Below are 21,673 nucleotides of genomic sequence, written 5' to 3'. Positions count from 1 at the left end.
CGGCTGTATTCCCAGGCCACTTTGTTACCTGTTCTTCAAACAGGTCAAGTATCGTTTTATCTTCAGGATAGTGGCTGCTGGTATAGTCCAGGCTATCCAGTAATCCCTGCTTTTCTGCATCATCCAGGATATCTATTTCCCATAATTGCAGCGAAGGTTGCAGGAGCAAACAATCCAACAACCTGGAGAAGCGTTGCATCATTAACCCAACAGAAGCCTGGTCGAAGTATTCCGAGTTATACAGCATCTTACCTTCAATTCCATCTTCCGATTGAAGCAGCAAGAGACTGAGGTCATACTTACCATATCCATAGTTGCTCTCGTATAAATCAATATGCAGATCGTCAATCCGGGGAATTTCGTAAGATTTATTTTCATACTGGAACAGCACGTCAAACAATGCTGTTCTGCTCATATCTTTTTCAGGAGCGAGATAACTTACCAGCTTATCAAAAGGGATATCGCTATGCGAAAGATCCGCATTAAACTGGTTGTTAAGCCTTGTCAGGTATTCCTGGAAACTATCTGAGGGGAATATCCGGCTACGTACAGGCAGCAGATTGGCCAACGGTCCTGCCACGTCCTGTAATGCGCCACTGCTTCTGTTATCTGTACTGGTACCAATAACAATTTCTTCGTGTTGAACATATTTATAGAGTAAGATTTTAAAAGCCGCCATTAAGATCAGCCGGGGTGAAATAAGCCGTTGCTCTGCATAACGCATCACCTGGGAAGAAATGTGCCGGGATAAACTAACATCAATTGCCGCACCTTTATAAATATGCACGGCAGACCGTGGACGATCTGTTGGTAACTCCAGCGCTTTAAGTCTTGTTCCCAACCGTTGTTTCCAGTAAGGGAAAAGATAAAAATACAATTTAGATAAGGGTCCCCGTTGCCATTCCGAAAACTGTACATAACGCAGTCTTTCTGTTTCTTCCAGGAAAAGTTCCCCCTGTGATCTTCTGCGGTAGTTTTCTAAAATATCCCGTGTTATCTTTAAAGTAGTGTGCCTGTCCACCACCAGGTGATGAAAAATGAGCAGCAGCTTACAGCTATCTGTGTCTGTTTCAAACAGCACGGCCCTTACCGGCGGTTTGGCAGGATCAAAAGGCTTGTCTCTCTCCGACATAATTGCAGCTTCCAGGGAGCTGTCTTTGTGCCAGTGGGCCCTTTTTTCCAGCTGTATACCGGCATCATTTACAGGTTGCTGGAAGATGATGTCTTTCACCTCAACAAAACAGGTACGGAGTGCGGAATAATGTCTTATTACGCTATTGATACTTTCTTCCAGCCATTCAACATTCAACGTTCCTTTCAGGTCAATCTCCAAAGGAATATTGTGATAAACGGGGCTTCCATTGTACAGGTAGTCCTTCTCGAATTTATCAATAAACCATAATCTTTCCTGGTGATAAGAGGTGCGTACCAGGACCGACTCTGCCTGGGAAGTATGATTGCCGGACACCGTCAATTCATCGAATACCTGCAGCCGCTCCTGTTCAGTGAGCAGCGGGATATTTTGCAGGGAATTCCTACTGTTCTGTGTAATCCTGGAAAGCAGGCTCAAAAAAACAGCCGTGATATTCTGAACAAAGTTGTAAGTGAACCTGCTATGATGATACCAGACATCCAGCTTCTGGTCCTCTTCTGCATGAAAAGAAAAATAAAGATCCAGTGAGCAGCCATTGACATCGATTGGTAAAGCAATCCCTTTCATGCCCAAACCTACACCTGATATGCGTTTGATAGCCGGACTACCCGCCAGGATTCTTTCCAGCGGATACCTGGCGTGCCGGAAATCACTGAATAAATTTTCCTTAACAGCGTTGACCAACGTGCTAAAATCGGTGTCGGGAGCAATGTCAATACCTACGGGTATGATGCCTTTTCCTGCATCCTGTTTCTCTTCTTCGGAATAAGTATGGGTGAACAGCAATACTTTGCTGGTTGATGAATATTTTTGTATCAGTACCGACAGCGCAGACAACAGCACAATATGCTTCGCTTTATCTGACGAGGCAATACCGTTCAGGTTCCCGCTGACATGCCGGGGTATTTCCACTGTATAAACCCCATAGGTATTCCCTGAAGGCAGCTGCTGATCGTCGGTTGCGCCATCGAAGTAGTTTTCAGCCCTGAAGTTCTTTAATCGCTGTTTCCAGTAATTCCTGGCAGATATATTTTTGTTGGACTCTAAAGCTTTAATATTTAGCATATAATTTTCAGACATGGCCAGATACATTTTAGGGTAAAGGACATTGCAGCCAGGATAAACTGCGGCAAAAAGAGAGGAAGTACGGGTTAAAAGTTGAAGGAGATATCATCCTCCATCAGGTCTATTGCCTGATCCGAGCTTTGAATGATAGTGGCAAGATCTTCATCCAGCCTGCCCACCACGTTCTCCAGCAATGCTTTGAACTGTTGGGCCAGCAATATTATATCGGGTCTTGTAAAATAGTCGGAAGAATATTCGAAACGGAAAGTAAATGACTGATCGCTGTCATATACATATAGTGTCAATGGATATTTGGAGCTGTTGTTTTCAAACGGGTATATAATAAACCCGTCTTGCTGCCGGTCCTTTCTGTCCTCAAAGTTCTGGAAAACGAAAGCCACATCAAAAAGGCTTTTAACAGGATTGGTCCTGTTATTATTCAGCTCTCTTACAATATCTCCCAGGTCGTATATCTGCCGGCTGTTGGCTTGCAGCATATAGTTATGTAATTCAGCGACTGCATCTTTAAACGGGGTATACGGATTTATCTGGTAGCGGACCGGCAACATCTTCACGAACATGCCCACCACATTTTCTGTTTCCTCCTGCATCCTGCCGGAAGCAGCCGTTCCCACAACGATGTCTTCCTGCCCGGAAAGCTGGGATAGAAACAAAAAATATACAGTAAAAAAGCCGGAGAATGCGGTTACATGTTGTTCTTTCAGAAAATCAGTAAACGGCTTTAAAAGGTGGTTATCAATTTTGAGCGTAACATTCCCTCCGTGATGAGATACCCCATCGATGATTTCTTTTGTTACCGGAAGCGTAAGCCTCGGTACACCGTCTTCAAATGTCTTCAGCCAAAACTCCCTGTGCGAAAGGTATTCTTCCGTAAGCCGGAATTTATGCTCCCACTCAGAATAGTCCTTATACTGTATTTCCAGTCCGGGTAGGTGCTTACCGTAATAGGTGTTCAAAAAGTCGTGGTGAAGAATTTTCTTTGAGATGCCATCACAGATGATGTGATGACAATCTATTACCAGTATTTTCCGGCCGCCTTCCTGGTGAATGAGTGTGCAGCGGAAAAGAGGGGCTTTATCCAGTTCAAATGGATGTATAAGTTTAGAAATAATATTATGGAGATCAGGAGCAGATGTGGTAATATGCTCCAGGGAGAAATCTACTTTATCATGAAGATGCTGATAGAGTTCCCCATCCCTGATGTGGAATTCGGTTCTCAGGCCTTCATGTCTTTTCACAAGTGCGTGCAGCGCCTGTTCAATTCTGTCCTGGTCGAATGATTGGGAAACATCCCAGGCCATAGGAAGATTATAGGACGTCACTTTTCTATCCAGCTGATAACTGGCATAAACACGCCGTTGGGCGGCAGAGGCATGATAGGCCGGCTTTACATCTGCTTTGGGTATAATAAATACATCATCCTTCATCATTGAACCAACAAGGGCTGCCTGTTTCTTTATCGTAAGATTTTCAAACAGCTCACTTAAAGAAACCCGGACACCAAACTCTTTGAAGAGCCTGGATGATAATCTCATTATGCTTAATGAATTCCCCCCGATGCGGTAAAAATTTTCATTAACAGATATCGATTTATCTGCTAAAATATCTTTCCATATCTCCAGTATTTTTTCTTCCAGTTCATTCTCCGGGACGGAAATTTCCCGGGCTACTATTTTACTTTGCAACGTCTGGTAGTCTACCTTTCCGTTGCGCAGCAACGGAAGCTCACTTATTTCTACAATGGATGCAGGCAGCATGGATGCGGGAATCAGCTCCTGCAAATGTTTCATGGCGGCGTCAGAGAGCTGTTGTGCATCTTCCTGAAAATTCTTCCTGGTGATATAGGCCACCAGTGCATCGTCAATATTTTCTCCTGCATGCTTTGTCACTACTGCCTCCTTTATAAAAGGGCTTTTCAGAAGCATATACTCAATCTCATCCAGTTCAATCCTGATTCCTCTTATTTTCACCTGGCGGTCTTCCCGGCCAATCAGGTCTACATTTCCATCAGGCATCCACCGTGCCCTGTCTCCTGTTTTATAGACGGCTGTTTCGTCTCCGGCAGCAGACCTGAAAGTCAGGAATTTCTGTGCAGTCAGCTCCGGATTATTCAGGTATCCTTTTGTGAGATAAGCAGAAGCAATGTACAGATCGCCCACTATGAGCGGATCGCAGGATTCCAGGTTCTCATCCAGGATCAACAGGGCTGCACCATCCATAGCAGTACCCACTGAAATCCTTGCAGCGTTTACATCTTCCGGCGTAATCCGGTAGCAGGATTTTATCATGGTGGCTTCTGTTGGACCATACAGATTCACCAGTTGGATGCGGGCGCCAAACACCTCATACCATCCCCGCAGTTCCAATGGGTTAATTCTTTCTCCCGACAGCAAACAATATTTCAGGTGCCGGAAAAGATCCGGTGATAATGCCGCTGAACTGATTATCCTGAACAAACTGGGTACGCAATGAATATACTGTATACCAGCATCATTTACCCAGGCAACCATTTGTTCCGGCAATGAAATGTCCTGTTTAGGAGGCGGAATGCAGATAGTACCACCCGTTAGCAGCGGCGCAAGAATATCCCGGAGATATGCATCGAAGTAGGGACTGATGAATTGACTGAACCTGCTGCCTGCGGTAACCTGGAACGCGCCCGTTTCCCACTGCAAAAATTGTATCAGGCTGCTGTTCCTGCCAACAATGCCTTTAGGTATCCCGGAAGAGCCGGAGGTAAAGTATACATACAGGCTGTCATTTTCCTGAAAAGCCGGGTAGTTCAATGGCTGCTCAATATTGTCCGCAGTGGATTCCAGCAGTTCCTCTGCAAGGATAACCCGGGCGGAACAATAATTGCCGGACGTGGCAGCGATGTTGTCTGTGGTGGAGGTGATCAGAAAAGCAGGTTGCAGCTCATCCAGGACGGCCTGCATTCTTTTCTGGGGAAGCGATGCGTCGATAGGAACATACACGCATCTGGCATTGAATATGCCTATCATGGCATAAATATTCAACAGCCTGTTGTCGGTTATTACCGCAACGATGGTGTCAGCCGGGCACGCCTGCTGTATAAAAAAACCGGAGATTTTATCAGAGATGGATAACAACCTGGAGTATGATATTTTCTCCTCGTCTACTTCAATCGCAATTTTGCCTGCATGGGCACGCAGACTTTTGTTTAATTCCGCTTGTAGAATCATGATAAAATTATTATGGGAAAACAGATTTACAAACTTTCAGCAACACAGTATGTTGCGTCTGTAAAGAGAAGTGTGTGCGACAGCTTCAGGCAGGTTGGCCTGGCATAGTCCCGGGTTAAAAAGTAATAAGGTTTCAGTTGAATATTCAGGCAAATATAGCTTCGCTAAAGGTTGTCACAAGTTACAGTTAACAACAAAACAAAAATGAGGGCTTCATGAAAATTATTTGCCTATCTTCTCACAATATAATTATTTACTTCAGGTTTTCGAAAATATTTTAATGCTTTTCTAATTTTTTTATATTCGCTTCCTGCTCAGCATGTTTCAGTAATAGCACTGCGATATCCCTGCGCCCGTTCTTCTGCGCACATTCAACAGGGGACTCTCCTTTACGGTTCACAGACGCCAGGCTGGCGCCGTTACGAAGCAGGGCATCAACGAAATTCACATGCCCTTTATCTACTGCGCGCATCAACAATGATTCGCCCTCAGCATCAGGTTGATCTATATCCACCCCTTTCTGCAGGAAGCGTTGCAGAAAAGATGACAACTCCGGAACACTAAACATATCAATGCCCTTTCCAATAGGAATGTCAAACCGGTGCCACCAGAAATTAACGCTGACGGACATATCAAGCGACAACACATTGTGCCACCAGCCTGTGGGTATATAAATAATGTCACCCGGCTCAACAATGCAATGATAAGGCTGCGCCTGTAAAAAAAGCGGAAATTGTTCTACATCTGCATCGTGCAGTTCCACTTCACTCATATGCCATTTACCCGGCAACTGACTGGGATACAATAACGGTGTATCTTCCGGGGAAAATAACACCATGTCTTTTCTTCCGCATACCTGGTAAAAGAAATTATGACTGTTATCATAGTGCAGTCCTGAATCGCAACCGGCCCCGCCCATCCATAAATTTACCTTATCCAGGATGTCTCCGTCCCGGATGAATGCAGGTATTTCAAGATCATCCATCAACATTGGGAAGAATCCCGGTATTGATAACTGCGCCAGGTAATAAGAGGTTCCCTTGCTGGCTGGCAAGGCGAATAAATCGGATACTTCATCGAAAGGGCCGCCGATCCACTTAACTTCCCTGATAGCATAGTTATAACTACCCTTCTCCGTATAGGCCACCCGCACCGTGGTTGATCCGATCTTTTCCTTCAGATAATCAACCGACCATTTACTGAAGCAGGTGGTACCTTCCAGGCCGCCTTTGATTACTACCGGCTTCCTGTTATAGTAGAATGTATTAAAATCTGCGTCAGATAAAGCGCTGACGGTGTCGATGTTTCCTGCGATATTCATAGCATTATATATTTTGATGGTGATGAACAGGCGATTCGATAGTCCACTTAAAGCCGGACTGACACTAAAAATATAAATCATGCAAAATACCAAATGAGATGACGGTCATTAACAAATCATCTTCAAATGGCGCATTGATATAAAAACCTGGTTGTTTGTAAATATCGACAAGCCGCTGCACTTCTGCCGGATCAAAAACGCCTTGTCTCTTAATTGTTTCAAAAGACAACAATTCATTGATATACGCGATATTCCGTTGTATCAGGTAGGGACTTCCGGGCGCCACAAAACCAAACTTCTCCCGGTCCACCACCTTTTGCGGAACAAACCGTTCCGCCATTTTCTTCAGTATATATTTTTCCGTGTAATCCTTTAATTTCAATTGAGCGGGTATCCTGGTAGAAAACTCCACCAGGTCTTTGTCCAGGAACGGATATCTTACTTCCACTGAATTCGCGAGCGCCATCCTGTCTCCGTGATCTGAGATCAGATGATCCACCAGCCGCAGTTTATAATCTATGTAGGCCCTTTTATGCAGCACATCCCTGTTCCTGATCCGGTCTGTATTCACAACAGGATGCTGAAGGCAGTCAATGTCGTCAAAAATGGCCCTGAGTTCTTCGGAATATAATTGTTTCTTTACCTTGTTAAACTGGAGAAAATCACGCTCGTAAAAAAAACTGCTGTCATTCCAGACATGATGCCGCAGGCGCTCTTCCGCCATCGTAGCCGGGCTTCCGCCGCCGTTCTCATGCCTCATTTTATCAAAACGGTAACCCACGTAGCCGGCAAACAATTCATCCGAGCCCTCACCGGATAATATGACCTTGACCCCTGCCCCACCCGCAGCCTCAGATAAGGAAAGCGAAGCTGTATTATAGGTTTCCTTTACAGGACATTCACAATGATACACTGCATGTTTCAGGCGCAGGCTTATGTCATCATAAAAAAAAGTCTTCTGGCTCAGCCGGGCATTGGCACGATCCGCTACCAACCGCTGGTACATTGACTCTGACAATCCGGATTCCACGAAATCTATTGAAAACGCATCTATGTGCATAGCAGGCTGCAGGTGTCGCATCTTCATCAGGATCATGGAAGAATCCAATCCCCCGCTGAGATAGAGCCCAACAGGAACATCAGAGCGCAAACGCAATTTTAAGGAAGCCTCAAACAGCGACTCCAGCTGGTCAATATACCATGCTTCATGCTGAACCGGGATGTCTGCATGCTGTTCAGGATAAACAAGGTCCCAGTATTCGTGTTTTGTCAAACTTCCGCTGGCACTGATTTCCAGGTAGTGTCCGTTCTCCAGGCTGTAAATATCCCGGAACATAGTTCTGGGGCTGATTAATCCCGCAAACGTCAATACCTGGTCAAGCCCTACAAAATCCACCTGGCGGGGAGCATCCGGATGTTTTAAAATGGCTTTTATCTCCGATCCGAAAATGAAACTGTCACCCGTTTTTGTATAAAAGAAGGGAATAATACCCATATGATCCCTGGCACAGAACAGCGAGCCGGACTTCTTGTCATAAAGTGCAAAAGCAAACTGTCCATTGAGCATATTCAGAAATCCCATGCCGTATTCCTCATACAAATGAACGATCACCTCCACATCGGAACCAGTGGCAAAGCGGTGTCCTTTCCCGATCAATTCCTTCCTGATTTCAATGTAATTGAATATCTCCCCATTGCATATAAGTACAACAGAGTTGTCCTCATTGTGAATGGGCTGCATCCCGTTTTCCAATCCGATAATACTTAACCGGCTAAATCCAAAGGCAAGGTTTCCGGACACCAGCGTGTCCTGTGCATCCGGCCCCCTGTGGATCAACTGCGCATTCATGTGCTGAACAATGGCCTGATCATTTCCGGAAGCCGGGCGTTTAAAATTTATAAATCCGCAGATACCACACATTTGCTAAAGAATTAAATTTTGTGAGTTATATAGAAATGGCAACAGGTACGTTCAGGGTTTTTTCATATTTATATCCAGGATACGACCATGGGGATTATTGAGCACATTCACCAGGATGTTCTGGTAGTACCGCATAAATATTTGAATAGTGGCATGTTCATACAACTCACTGCTGTATACAAATGCAATGCGAATGCCTTCTCCTTTACCCGGGTATACTTCCGCTTTGAGTTCGTACTGGGTTAGTTTCCGTTCCTTTCTCGTGTCTATTGTAGTGAATGTCAGCTGATCCAGCTCCACTTCATTGTCAAGAAAGTTTGCATAGGAAAAATGAATATGAATAAGCTTTTCATGTTTATCTCTTTTTATCAGCGACAACATCTCATCAAATTGAAAATCCTGGTTATCAAATGCATCTAAAACGCAATCTTTCACTGCTGCCAGAAACCCGTCATAGGGCAGTTCCCTTTCTACCTGCACTCGCAGCGGCAGCTCATTTACAAATGTGCCGACTATATCGCGGAACTCAGGCCTGTTCCTGCCGATGGTATCAGACCCGACTATGATATCGGTATTACCCGACACCCTGGCTAACAGGATATAATACACGGAGAGCAGGAACATAAATTCCGATACGTTTGCACTGGCGGTAAATTCCCTGATCCGGGCATAAAGTTCGCGATCAATTACCAGCTCGCTGCTGGCGGCGGTGTAAACAGTCCCTTTATCCCTGTTCATCATCACCGGCAGGTCGGGAGCACGCAGCTCGCCAGACAACTGCCTCCTCCAGAATTCCCTTTGAGCAGTATATGCACCACTATCAGCGTGCTGCCATACTGCATAGTCGATATACCTGTAGGGAAGCTGTTTCAGTTCTTCACCCTTATACGCCAACTTAAATTCATTCATCAAAATGTTAAGCGAAATGCCATCACACACAATATGATGTATGTCAATCAACAAAATATTCCCGAGTCTTTCGTCCTGTAACAGACCTACTCTTAGCAGCGGAGGGATGGACAAATCATGTGGTTTCACAAAATCAGCCAACGCGGCGGCTGCATCGTTATATTTCCCGGCGTCCAGCCTGGAAATCCTGAACGTTACCGCTTCTTCCACTTGTTGAACCACTGTATCACCTGCAATAAACAAACAGGTTCTCAATGCCTCATGTCGCCGGATCAGGTATTCAAATGTCTGCTGTAAGTTGTCAGGATCTACTTCCCCTTCCAGCTTGTAGGCACTGTTGATGTTATAAGCGAGGTTGTCTCTTTGGGACACCTGTTCATAATACAGCCGGCGCTGCGCCGCAGAAGCCGGGTAAAAAGGTGCTTCACTGGCTCTTATAAAAGCAGGCAGGAGATTTTTATGATGGTTCTCCATAAGACCGGTAAGCGCTCTTACGGTAGGATGTTCGAAAATATCCCTTAAAGTAACTACCGAAGAAAATGTACTGTTAATGGCGTTAATCAGGCGATGAGCGATAATAGAGTGTCCGCCGATAGCGAAGAAGTTGTCTTCCACCCCAACATTATTTTTCTCCAGGTGCAAAACATCCGCCCAAACTGCGATCATTTTTTCTTCCATTGCATTCGCGGGCGGCGTATAACTTTCTGATGGCAGGAATTCAGGATCCGGCAAAGCCTTCCTGTCCAGTTTGCCGCTGGCTGTCAGCGGCATCTGTTCCAGCTGTACGAAAGCCCCCGGAATCATATAACCGGGTAACTGTCCTTTCAAAAAGTCTCTTAACTGGTTTTCATTGATCTGATCTCCCGCAGTATAATAAGCTACCAGGATTTTGTCGTTTCCTCTTTCTTTTACGGTCACCGCTACCTCTTTCAATATACCCGGCAAAAGCAGTTGATTTTCTATTTCCCCGGGTTCTATCCTGATCCCCCTAACCTTTACCTGGTTATCGATCCTGCACAAAAACTCCACATTACCATCGGGCGTCCATCTTGCAAGGTCTCCTGTTTTGTAAATTCTTTCCCCTTTTATAACAGGGTGCTGTATAAATTTTGAATCTGTCAACTCCGGATTATTCAGGTATCCCCTGGCCAGTCCAGCACCCGCTATGTGCAGTTCACCGGCAACTCCTACCGGTACAGGTTTACCATTTGCACTGAGTATATATAGCCTGGTGTTATCAATGGGCTTACCTATCGGCACGGGCTTCGAGGTTTCCTCCATCGTGCAGTTGTAGTGCGTAACGTCTACCGTTGCTTCTGTAGGACCATATAAATTAATCAGCGAGCTGCCACAATTCCTGAATAAAGATTCCCGGAACATGGCAACATGTTCAGCCTTCAACTCCTCCCCACTTGAAAATACCTGTTTCAGCGTATGCAGGCGGGTAAAATCGAATGAGGCATCCAGCACCGGGAGAAAGGCACTCAACATAGATGGAACAAAGTGTATGGTTGTCACGCTATTTTCGGATATGGCGGCAACTATTTTCGCGGGGTCCTTTTCTGCTCCCGGTTCCAGCAGGCAAAGCGAAGCACCGGTAAATGCCCACCAGAAGAGTTCCCAAACGGAAACATCAAATACCAGCGGCGTTTTCTGTAGCAGCACACTCTCTTCCCGCAGCGGGTATTCCTTTTGCATCCAATATAGGCGGTTGATAACCGAATGATGTTCAATCATCACCCCTTTGGGTTTTCCGGTGGAACCGGATGTAAATATAATATAGGCAAGATCCTGACCTGATACCCCCGCATTTTCAAATCCGGCCGGCTGTGAAAGTATTTCAGGAATCACCCTGTTCAGATCCAGCAACTGGTAATCATTGCTGCATTGCATGTCGCCGGAAGGATTCCGAGCCAATACTATGCGAATACCTGCGTCCTGTAAAACAGACTTTACCCTTTGCGCAGGATGACCGGGATCAACCGGTACATACACCCCACCGGCTTTAAGGATACCAAATACAGCCGGTATCAGCCACTCATTGCGATCCATCATTACTCCAACCAGCTCTCCTCTCTTCAGGCCTTTTACTTCACTCAGGTAACGGGCTGTTTTGTCAACCCTTTCCTGGAGTTCCAGGTAAGTATTGCTCCCGTTATGAAAACGAAGCGCAATATTATCCGGCGTCTTTTTCACCTGCTCATCAAATACCGCGGTAATGGTTTTATTGGGGTAGGCTGTGGTAGTATCATTAAACCGGTGAAGCAGCAGCTGCTGCTCATCGGGGGGAACCATTTCAATATTTGCCAGGCTGATGTTGACATTATTGACTACCTCATTGATTATCTGCTGAAAATAGCCTGCCCATCTTTCAATCGTCTGCCTTTCAAATAAATCCGCCGCATACTCAAACTCAAAAGTAAATACAGACTGGTGTTCTGTCACTAACAGAGAGAGGTCGAATTTGGAAATTTCCTTTGTTGCTTTCAGCCTCGACAATTTCATCCCCGGCAGTGAAAACTCCTGTTGTTCAAAGTTCTGCACTGCCATAAAAACATCAAACAGGGGATTACGGCCGCTGCTTCTATCTATCTCCAGGTCTCTTACCAGCATTTCATAATCCCAGTCCTGGTGATCGAAAGCCTCAATTGCAGTTGATTTTATCTCCTGCAGGAAGTCCCGGAAAGAGCGATCCGCACGGGGAAAGTTTCTCAAGGCAATTGTATTGACAAAGGGGCCTATTGTTCTTTCCACGTCTTCATGAAACCTACCGGAAGTTGGGGTACCCACTACGATATCTTCCTGGTTCGTCAGTTTACTGAGCAGGATATTATACACAGCCAGTAACAGCATGAATATAGTAGTACGCTCCTCCCTGGCCATACTCCTCAGCCTGGCCGACTGAAGTTCAGCTAGCTGAAAAATAACTGCGCTTCCTTTATAGGTCTTATGAAGCGGTCTTGAAAAATTGTATGGCAGATCGATCACCGGGGGAACAGGCGAAAATTTGTTCATCCAGAATGCCCGCTGCTGCTGTATTTGCGCTTCCTTTATCTTATCCTGCTGCCATTCCGCATAATCTTTATACTGCAATCTTACCCCGGGCAGCGGCTGATCATTATACAGGGAAAGGAATTCCTGCATAAGCACACTGTTGGATATTCCATCGGAAATGATGTGATGAATATCTACAATCAGTATTTTTTCCACGTCAGATTCAAAAAGCCCCACCCTGATAAGAGGAGCGTGCTTCAGGTCGAAGGGCCGGATAAATCCCTGTACCTTTGCTTGCATATCGTTGTGCTCCTGCTTATAGCGTTCGATGGAAAAAGCGGGTGCTGCCAGCACGCTTTGCACTATTTCTCCATCCACCACTTCAAATTGTGTCCGTAAAGCTTCATGCCTGCCGATCAGCTGCCTGAAGCTATTCTCCAGCTTCAGCACATCTAATGCACCTATAATCCTTACGCCCTGCGGCATATTATAAGCGAGAGACGTCCTGTTCATTTCATGGAGAAAATAAAGCCGCTTCTGAACAGCCGACAACCGGTAACTGCCGGTGCCGGACGTTATGCGAACAGGAGGGGCCAGCTCACTTGGACTTACTGAACTGAAAAAGTCAAGTATCTCCGGTTTCCGGCGCCTGATAGATGCAATAATTTCCTGTGTAAGGGCCGCCTTATCGCCGCGAACTTTTACATCGTTATCAGCAACAGAAATTACAATGTTATTCTCTTTTCTTAACCGGGTGATGTACTCATCTATTCTCATAACGATATTTCAATTACGTCATCATCGCCTTCGAACGCATGTTCAGCCGGCAGTATGGTGGCAATATAAGATGCAAGCTCTGCTATGGTCTGTCTTACAAAAACTTCTTTTAGCGTAATCCGTACTCCAAAAGTTTTATTCAACCTGTTTAACATGGTAATTGCTTTCAATGAATGTCCTCCAAGCTCAAAAAAGCTTGTTCTTACCCCTATCTGTTGCTCATCCAGTTTCAGCACTTCTGCCCAGATGATGACCAGTGCTCTTTCCAGGTCATCTGCAGGCGCTGCAAAATCCATTGTTTGTTGTATTTCCGGAGGAGGCAGTGCATTGCGGTCCACCTTTCCGTTGGAAGACAGGGGCAACTGATCCAGTTGAACCAGGTACGTTGGGAGCATATATCCCGGCAATAGGGTGCTTAAATATTTTCTCAGGTCTGATTTATCCGTTTCCTGTCCGGCAACATAATACGCACATAAAAAAGGCGCTGCACCATTGTCGCTTCTCACCATAACCACTGCATCCGTTATGCCATCATACCGGAGCATATTATGTTTCAGGTCATCCGGCTCAATACGTATACCGCGTATTTTAATCTGTTGGTCTGTACGACCCAGAATTTCAAGTTTGCCATCTTCATGCAGGCGGCCAATATCCCCTGTTCTGTATATCAGGTCATTGTTGTTTACAGCAAACGGATTCTGTATAAACAGGGCATTGTATATCCCGGCATCCACGAGGTAGCCGGCGGTTCTATATGGTGTACGTATATATACTTCTCCCCTTACTTTCTCCGGACAAGCGTTCAATGTATCGTCCAATACCATGAACTGGGCTCCCGGCATAGCTGTTACAGGTATGAAGGACGCGAGGTGGTCTGCCGGTTTGATGAAATAAAATCCTTTTACCAATGTTGTTTCTGTAGCACCATAGAGATTAACCAGCTGAATACTGTCTCCGAACCTGGCATACCAGTCACTCAACTCATAAGGCAAAATCTTTTCGCCAGCCAGCAATATCCATTTCAGCCGGTGGAAAACCGGTCCGGACAGATCGCCTGTTCTGATCAGTTTAAAAAGACTGGGGACACAATGAATCAGGTTTATCCGCTCCCGCTCTATCCAGGCAATGAGGCTATCTCCGTCGGCAAAGATGTCTTCATCCGGGATACAAAGCGTACCGCCGGCACAAAGTGCCACGAAAATATCTCTCATAGATGCATCGAATCCCGGGCTGGTAAACTGACTGATCCTGCAGGACTGCTCTACTTTCAATGTACTGATTTCCCAACCGATGAAATGCGAAAGGCTTCCGTTCCTGCCCGCCACTCCTTTAGGGGTGCCGGTTGTGCCGGAGGTAAAGTAAGCATATATAATATCCTCTGTTGTATAATCGTTTGCCCGCTCAAACAGTGAAGAAGCACGCTCAGCTTCCTCTCCGGTAACAGATAGCCATTCAGACCGGCCGGCAAAAGATAACTGCGCTACCACCGCTGATTCCTGATCAGTGAGGATCAATTTCATTTGCACACTGTTCACCATTGCAGCCAGCCGATGATCCGGCAAAGCCGGGTCCAGTGGTACAAATGCCAGCCTGGCTTTTAAGAGTGCTACCATCGAACATACCTGCAGGTATTTGTTTCTGCAAAAAACACCCACAAATGAACCGGGCGCTAACCTCAACGATGAAATAGTATTGGCGATTCTGTTGATGGTTGATTCCATTTCCGCATAGGAATGCGTAATGCCTTTATATACTACCGCATCGTTCAGGGCATGTTGACGGAATGATGTGTGGAGTCGTTCCTGTATGGTCATCCTGCCATGCGCTACTTCAATGTCAGCTGAAAACGTTGCTTTCATCGTGGCATCAGCCGCCTCATCGAACACACTGATACTGCTCAAAGCGGACAACGGACGGGTGGCGATACTGTGAATAATATGCTTCATCCCACTGAGCACCTGGTCAATAGTAGCCTGATCGTACCTGCGCTGATTAAAATCGAGTTGTATGGTAAAGTCATTTTGCGGCAGTATGCGTACAATAAGGTCATAATTGGTTTTGACATTATAAGCCGCAGAGATGATATCAAAGCCTTTCCCGTCCTTCTCTGCAGCTGACATATCTTCCAGCTGCCTGGCAACAGGGTAGTTCTCAAATACCATGATATGATCTATCAGTTTCCTGCCCAACTTACTGAAAGACTGAAGCTCTGATAAAGAATGGTAGTGATACTGCTCGCTCCGGAGGTCATCCTCCTGCGCTACCTTCAGCAATTCGCTCAAACTGCAGTCCTGGTCTAATTTAAGCCTGACAGGGACTGTATTAATAAATAATCCAACCATGGTTTCCACCCCTTCAATCTCCGCAGGGCGGCCTGAAACCACCGCGCCATAAACAACATCTTTCACATTGTTAAAGCGGGCAAGCAGGATACCCCATGCCACTCTTATAATGGTATTAATTGTTACGCCATATCCGGCTGAAACCTTTGCCAGTGATGCGACTACTTCCTGTGTCAGCTTTAACTCACTGATCAGGTGACTGCCCTGCACCACTTCACCGGCCGGAATTTCTTTTTCAGGTAAACGTGCCAGCAGATCGTATCCTTCCAGGTAAGTTTTCCAGTAGTGTGCGGATTCGTTCCTATCCCTGCTCTCCAGCCAGTCTATATACCGGGAATACGGTTTAACAGCAGCATTGATAAGGGATTCATTCAATTGCAGCTTCGTATAAATTTCGTTGAAGTCTTTTACGATAATACCAATACACCAGCCATCCATCAGTATATGATGGTGACTCCATATCAATTCATACTTCCTGTAACCAGTTTGGAGTACGGTCAATCGCATCAGCATATCTTTCTGCAACAGGAAAGGTTTCAACCTGTCGTGGTTCCGGTAGGCTTCCAGTACCTGCTCCCTGCCCGATTCCAGGCATTCATCCCGCACGTCGTGATAATGGAAGTCTATCTTCCTTTCTTTTAGTACAACCTGTAACGGGCGATGATACCGGTCATGTAAAAACTGTGTCCGTAGCACGGCGTAACGTGCTACCAGCACATTCATGGCCGATTCAACCGCGGCAATATCCAGCTCCCCTTCAATATGAATGACGGTTTGACCATGATAATCTTCTGCACCAGGATTTAATAACGAGTGAAACAGAATTCCTTCCTGCGTGGGAGACAGCGGATAAATATCTTCCACCTCCTGCTGTTTCTGTAATTCATCCAGCAGATCCACCGGGATGCCCTTGCAGGTAAGATCGGAAGGACACAGTAATAGCCTTTGTCCGGAGCCGCAGTAATCAATTACCTCACCTAAGCATTCCCTGTACACATTCATGAACGAGCTGATTGTATCCGGACGGTACTGTGATGTGCTATAGTTCAGCTGTACCTGTAGCTGGCCGGAGCTGATCATTGCAACAATATCCCAATCATACAATCGCACATCTTCCGGCGAGATCGTTTCGCCATGAGGATCCGGAGAGATCTTATAAGATCTGCCCGCAGTATCACTATCGAACTGGCCCAGGTAGTTAAACGTAATTCCGGCGCCTTGCTCCTGCCCTTCCGGACCTGACCTGCGCTGCTGCATGAGCAGGTAGTCCATTCCTCCGTTCGGGACATTTCTGAGTATTTCCCGGATATCGCGGATGAGTACACCCAGGTCATCGCTGTCGCTGGTTAGTACTACAGGATAAATACTCGTAAACCAGCCTATAGTGCGGCTCACATTCACCGTACCACCAATATCCGAGCGTCCATGACCTTCCATGTCAATGCGTAGTACCGGCGCCGCATACTGCCTGCGTATACTCAGGTAAAGGGCGGCTAACAGTATATCATTCACCTGCATATGTTGCACATGGTGTATCAGCTTCCTGGTAACGTTACTGTCTAAGGCAAAAACCTCACGACGCATGAAGGCCTGTATTCCCCGGGCACCTGGATAATCTTTAGGTAAACGGAAGACAGGTTGTTCATCAATCCGGAACCAATGCATACAGGCTGACCGGAAGGCATCACTTTCCGCGTACGACAACAAAGCAGCAGACCATCGCTGGAAGGCATCTGTCTTCAACGGTAGTGATAGTGTCTCCCCCTGTACAGCCTGACGATACAATGTTTCGATATCCTCAAACAGTATCCGCCAGGAAACACCATCGATGACCAGGTGATGAATAATCAACACCAGGCGGCTGCCGTCCGGTACATGAAACAGCCCAAGCTTTAACAACGGGCCCGTGGCAAGGTTGATACCTGATTGAAGGGCATTACAATGTGATATGAAATCGGCCTGCCAGTCATCTTTCTTATACAGGTCAACCACCTCCAGTGATACCGGCATACCAGTTCCCTGGTTGCGCTGAACCACTGTACCTTCCTGTTCTTCAAACACCATACGCAATGCATCATGATGATCCGTCAGCTTCCTGAATATTTTAAGCACCCGGTCTGCGGCCAGCTGCTCCGGGAAGTGAAGCACCACCGACTGGTTAAAGTGATGCTTTTGTTCCAGCGGACCATCAAAGAACCATTGCTGGATTGGCGTCAGCCCAACCTCCCCCGATACCGCTGCCTGAGAAGAGATAGCGGACAAACGTCTCAGTTTTAACGACAACTCACGGATAGTCTGACTGCCGAAGATATCCCTGATTGTTGTTTCATATCCTGCGGAACGAAGACGCGAGGTTATTTGTATAGATTTGATAGAATCGCCACCCAAAGAAAAGAAGTTGTCGGTAACGCTTACCTGTGCGATGCCCAGTACACTTAACCATATTTCTGACAGCAGTTTCTCTTCCGGCGTAACGGCTGGTAAAAACGCTCCTGATGATGACACTTCAGGATCAGGCAAACCACGCCTGTTTATTTTTCCGTTCGGAGTTAAAGGCATGGATTCCAGTTGCACAAACAAGGCAGGAATCATATAATCCGGCAGCTGTTGCTGCAGGAAAGCACGCAATGAAGCTGCCGCAACAGGTGAAGCCGATACGTAATACGCAACCAGGGATTTTGTTCCATTCAATTCCCTGATAATCACCGCCGCTGCCTGAACCTGTTCGTGTTCCAGCAGGCGGTTCTCGATTTCACCCAATTCTATTCTGAACCCACGCAACTTTATCTGGTTGTCTATTCTGCCCAGGAACTCGATATTACCATCAGGCAGCCATACGCCAAAATCGCCTGTTCTGTACATTAATCCCGACCCGATGATAGTATCAGGTAAAAATTTCGTGTTGGTCAGATCGTTATTATTCAGGTATCCTTTTGACACACCGATACCTGCAATACAAATCTCTCCTTTTACGCCAGGCGGTTGCAGCTGTTGACGACTATCCAGTATGTATAACAGGGTATTGTCTACCGGCTTTCCAATCGGTATAATGTGATTCTTCTGTACATCATAATCTTCCACTACATAGTAGGACACTACATCCGTACATTCGGTAGGGCCGTAGGAGTTCATGACCTTTGCCTGGAAGTGGCCGGATTTTATCCAGCCGGCAAAAGCACCCATATTGATATTCTCTCCTCCTAATACAACATATCTGATGTGTTTAAGGCGATCATATTTATTGGGAGCACATTCTTCCAGTAAAGGATAAAAGGCTGCAGGCGCACAGTTGACCACGGTTACTTTTTCAGCCGCTATTGTAGCTGACATTTTAAGATAATCATGCTGTATCTCCTCTGCCAGAGTCAACCTTGCTCCCGTTACTAATGGTGCGAAAAAGTTCTTCTGTGCGAGGTCAAAGGCGATAGGGGCGATCAGCAGGAAGTTATCCAATGTGGTTGTATCCAGCGCCCTGACATACCAGTTCACCAGGTTCAGGAACGAAATATTTTTAATGGCGGCACCTTTCGGGTTTCCGGTAGATCCCGAAGTATAGATCACGTAAAACAGGTCGCCGGCAGAAGCCCGCGGGAAAGTCCCGGTCACGGGAACATCCTTTATGCTTTGTTCCAGTGCATCATACCGCAAAATATTTGTATCAGTTATGCTATATACACCTTCTTCCGGAATATCAGTGATCAGTACTTTCATTCCGCTATCCCTGGCCATAAACCTGATCCTTTCAACAGGCGTTTTGGGATCAATCGGAAGATAGCAGGCGCCCGACCGTAAAATTCCCATGATAGTAAACACCAGGCGTTCTGATTTTTGCATCAGTACCCCTACCACGTGATTTACGCCAATACCATGCTCTTTATTCAGGCACAGTCCGATCCGGCGGGCTTTGTGCATTAATTCAAGGTATGTCACGGCTATGTTACCAGATGTGACTGCAATATTATCCGGCGTTTTTGCTACCTGTTTTTCGAACAGTGAAATAATATTTTCTTCCTGGTCGATGTCAATAGCGGAATCATTGAACTCAACCAGCAGCTGGTCTATTTCTGTTTGATTCATCAGGTTGCCTGTAATTACCAGTGCCTGAGGGGACATTACAATATTATTCAGTGCGCTTTCAAAATATTGAATAAACCGTTGAATAAAAGTTTGTTTGAATTTCTGTGTCGAGTAGTTTATGCTGATTTCAAAATTCCCATTCCTGGTACTGATGTTAAAATCGAGATCGGTATTTGTAACTGCATAAGATTTGATATCCAGGTCGGCGGATATCGCTGCGGGAACATTCCTGTCAGTCTCGTATAAGGCCTCATTGTAAATATGGAAATCCACGTAATTGAAGATCGAATCAAATAGCGGGTTTTCGTTAAATCCTGCGCGGTCAATGAGCTTAAGTATGTCAAATAATGACAACTGCTGATACCTGCCAACATCAATCATCTTTTTATCGACCAGCTGCAGCAATCCGTTCCAGGAAAGCTCATTGGGGAACCTGAATCTGTAAGGCACGGTATTCAGGAAGCAGCCCAGTACCTGGTCCCCGCCTTCTTCCGCGGGCCGGTTGCTGGATACCAGTCCTACAATTACCTCGTCGTTATAAGTAAACATCTTCAGGACGGCCAGGTAAGCCGACACCAGGATTGTTTTTATACCAATCCCTTTATCCCTGGAAAAGGAGGTCAGTCTTTCATATAGCTCGCCTGAAAGCCGTTGCTGTTCTTGTCCTACACTGTGCCGTTTTACATGCCCTGTATCCGCCAGTTCCTGTTTGGCGACGTCATGCAATTCCTCCTGCCAGTACTGGGATATTGCCTTATTACGTTTGGCAAGCAGTTCCTGTATCACATAATGTTTATAGGAAACGTTGATGGCTGCCGGGCGGAATGAGCGATCCGCCAATAATTTCAGATAAGTATTATTAAGTTCCGTCATGAATGAGGCAACACTCCATCCATCCATAATCGAATGGTGACATACCCATACCAGGAAGTAATTTTCGGGAGACAATCTGAAAATATTCATTCTCCAGAGAGGAGGTTGTTCATAATTGAAGGGCGCCTGCCTGTCGGATGCCATAAATTCAATTACAGTGGATTGCTGCTCATTTTTCTCCAGGTGTGAAATATCAGAGAAACGGATAGCTGCATCAATGTGTTTGTACACAACATGCAACGGCACTTCATCATCACTCATATTGAAGGCAGTCCGGAGCACCCCATGCTTTTCGACCATCAACTGCAAGGCATGCTGAAACAAATCTGCGTTGAATGAGATATAGCGAACATTGAATGTACTCTGATCATGATACAAAGCGCCTTCACTGGCAGAAAGAGAATGATAGATCATTCCTTTTTCGATATCACTCATCGGGAAAACTTCCGCTACATTTTCACGGTCCATAAACCTGGCATTCAGCTCATCCAGCTCCTGCATCACCTGGCTGGCAGCAGCAACGGCAAGCGGCTCCTGCTGCTTTGTTTCCAATCGTTTAGCCAACAGGGAGATAGTAGGACACTCAAATATGTCAATTAACCCGATACCCGTAGCGGCTCGTTTCCTGATGGCAGGCAGCAGCCTTATTGCCTTGATGGAATCGCCTCCTATAGCAAAGAAATTATCTGTTAAAGAGATGGCACGCGTACCAAGTACTTCTTCCCACGCATCCAGCATTATCTTCTCACTTTCTGTTTCAGGCGCAATACCGGCATCCTGTTTTCCAGCCCCCGGCACGGGTAACGCTGCTTTGTCAAGCTTTCCGTTTGAGGTTAGCGGGAAGTGATCCAGGTAGATAAAATAAGAAGGGACCATGTAGTCCGGTATTTTCTCCAACAGGTAAGTGTGCAATGCGGTACTGCTTATTTCTTCCTCCGCGGTATAATAGGCCACCAGGTATTTGTCGTCTTCTTTTTCACGGGCTTCCACCACCACTTCACCAATACGGCTGTTACC

The 21,673-nt window shown here is 46.0% G+C and carries 6 protein-coding genes; all 6 read right to left on the bottom strand.

The genetic code is table 11. From position 1 onward, the window contains the following. Positions 1-2,218: condensation domain-containing protein (locus AB6805_RS32395; RefSeq protein WP_370913570.1), on the bottom strand; the 2,218-nt coding region annotated here is incomplete at its 3' end. Between the two features lie 86 nt (positions 2,219-2,304). After that, positions 2,305-5,442 carry an amino acid adenylation domain-containing protein gene (locus tag AB6805_RS32390; protein ID WP_370913569.1) on the bottom strand — a complete coding sequence of 1,046 codons (3,138 nt, stop codon included), beginning with the start codon at positions 5,440-5,442 and terminating at the stop codon, positions 2,305-2,307. A 277-nt stretch (positions 5,443-5,719) separates the two neighbouring features. Continuing rightward, complete coding sequence (locus AB6805_RS32385) at positions 5,720-6,763, bottom strand: cupin-like domain-containing protein (protein ID WP_370913568.1); 1,044 nt, start codon at positions 6,761-6,763, stop codon at positions 5,720-5,722. A 64-nt stretch (positions 6,764-6,827) separates the two neighbouring features. Then, complete coding sequence (gene asnB, locus AB6805_RS32380) at positions 6,828-8,684, bottom strand: asparagine synthase (glutamine-hydrolyzing) (protein ID WP_370913567.1); 1,857 nt, start codon at positions 8,682-8,684, stop codon at positions 6,828-6,830. A 51-nt stretch (positions 8,685-8,735) separates the two neighbouring features. Beyond that, the gene (locus tag AB6805_RS32375; protein WP_370913566.1) at positions 8,736-13,364 is read right to left on the bottom strand and encodes an amino acid adenylation domain-containing protein; all 4,629 of its coding nucleotides are present in this window, start codon (positions 13,362-13,364) and stop codon (positions 8,736-8,738) included. Beyond that, on the bottom strand, positions 13,361-21,652 hold the full coding sequence (locus tag AB6805_RS32370) for an amino acid adenylation domain-containing protein (protein ID WP_370913565.1): 8,292 nt from the start codon (positions 21,650-21,652) through the stop codon (positions 13,361-13,363). The genes AB6805_RS32375 and AB6805_RS32370 overlap by 4 nt, the downstream gene beginning before the upstream one ends. Positions 21,653-21,673: the final 21 nt, after the last annotated feature.

The sequence above is a fragment of the Chitinophaga sp. RCC_12 genome (assembly GCF_041360695.1).
Lineage (GTDB): Bacteria > Bacteroidota > Bacteroidia > Chitinophagales > Chitinophagaceae > Chitinophaga.
Note: the sequence above shows the minus strand (reverse complement) of the source record. Positions and strands in the feature narration are given on the sequence as shown.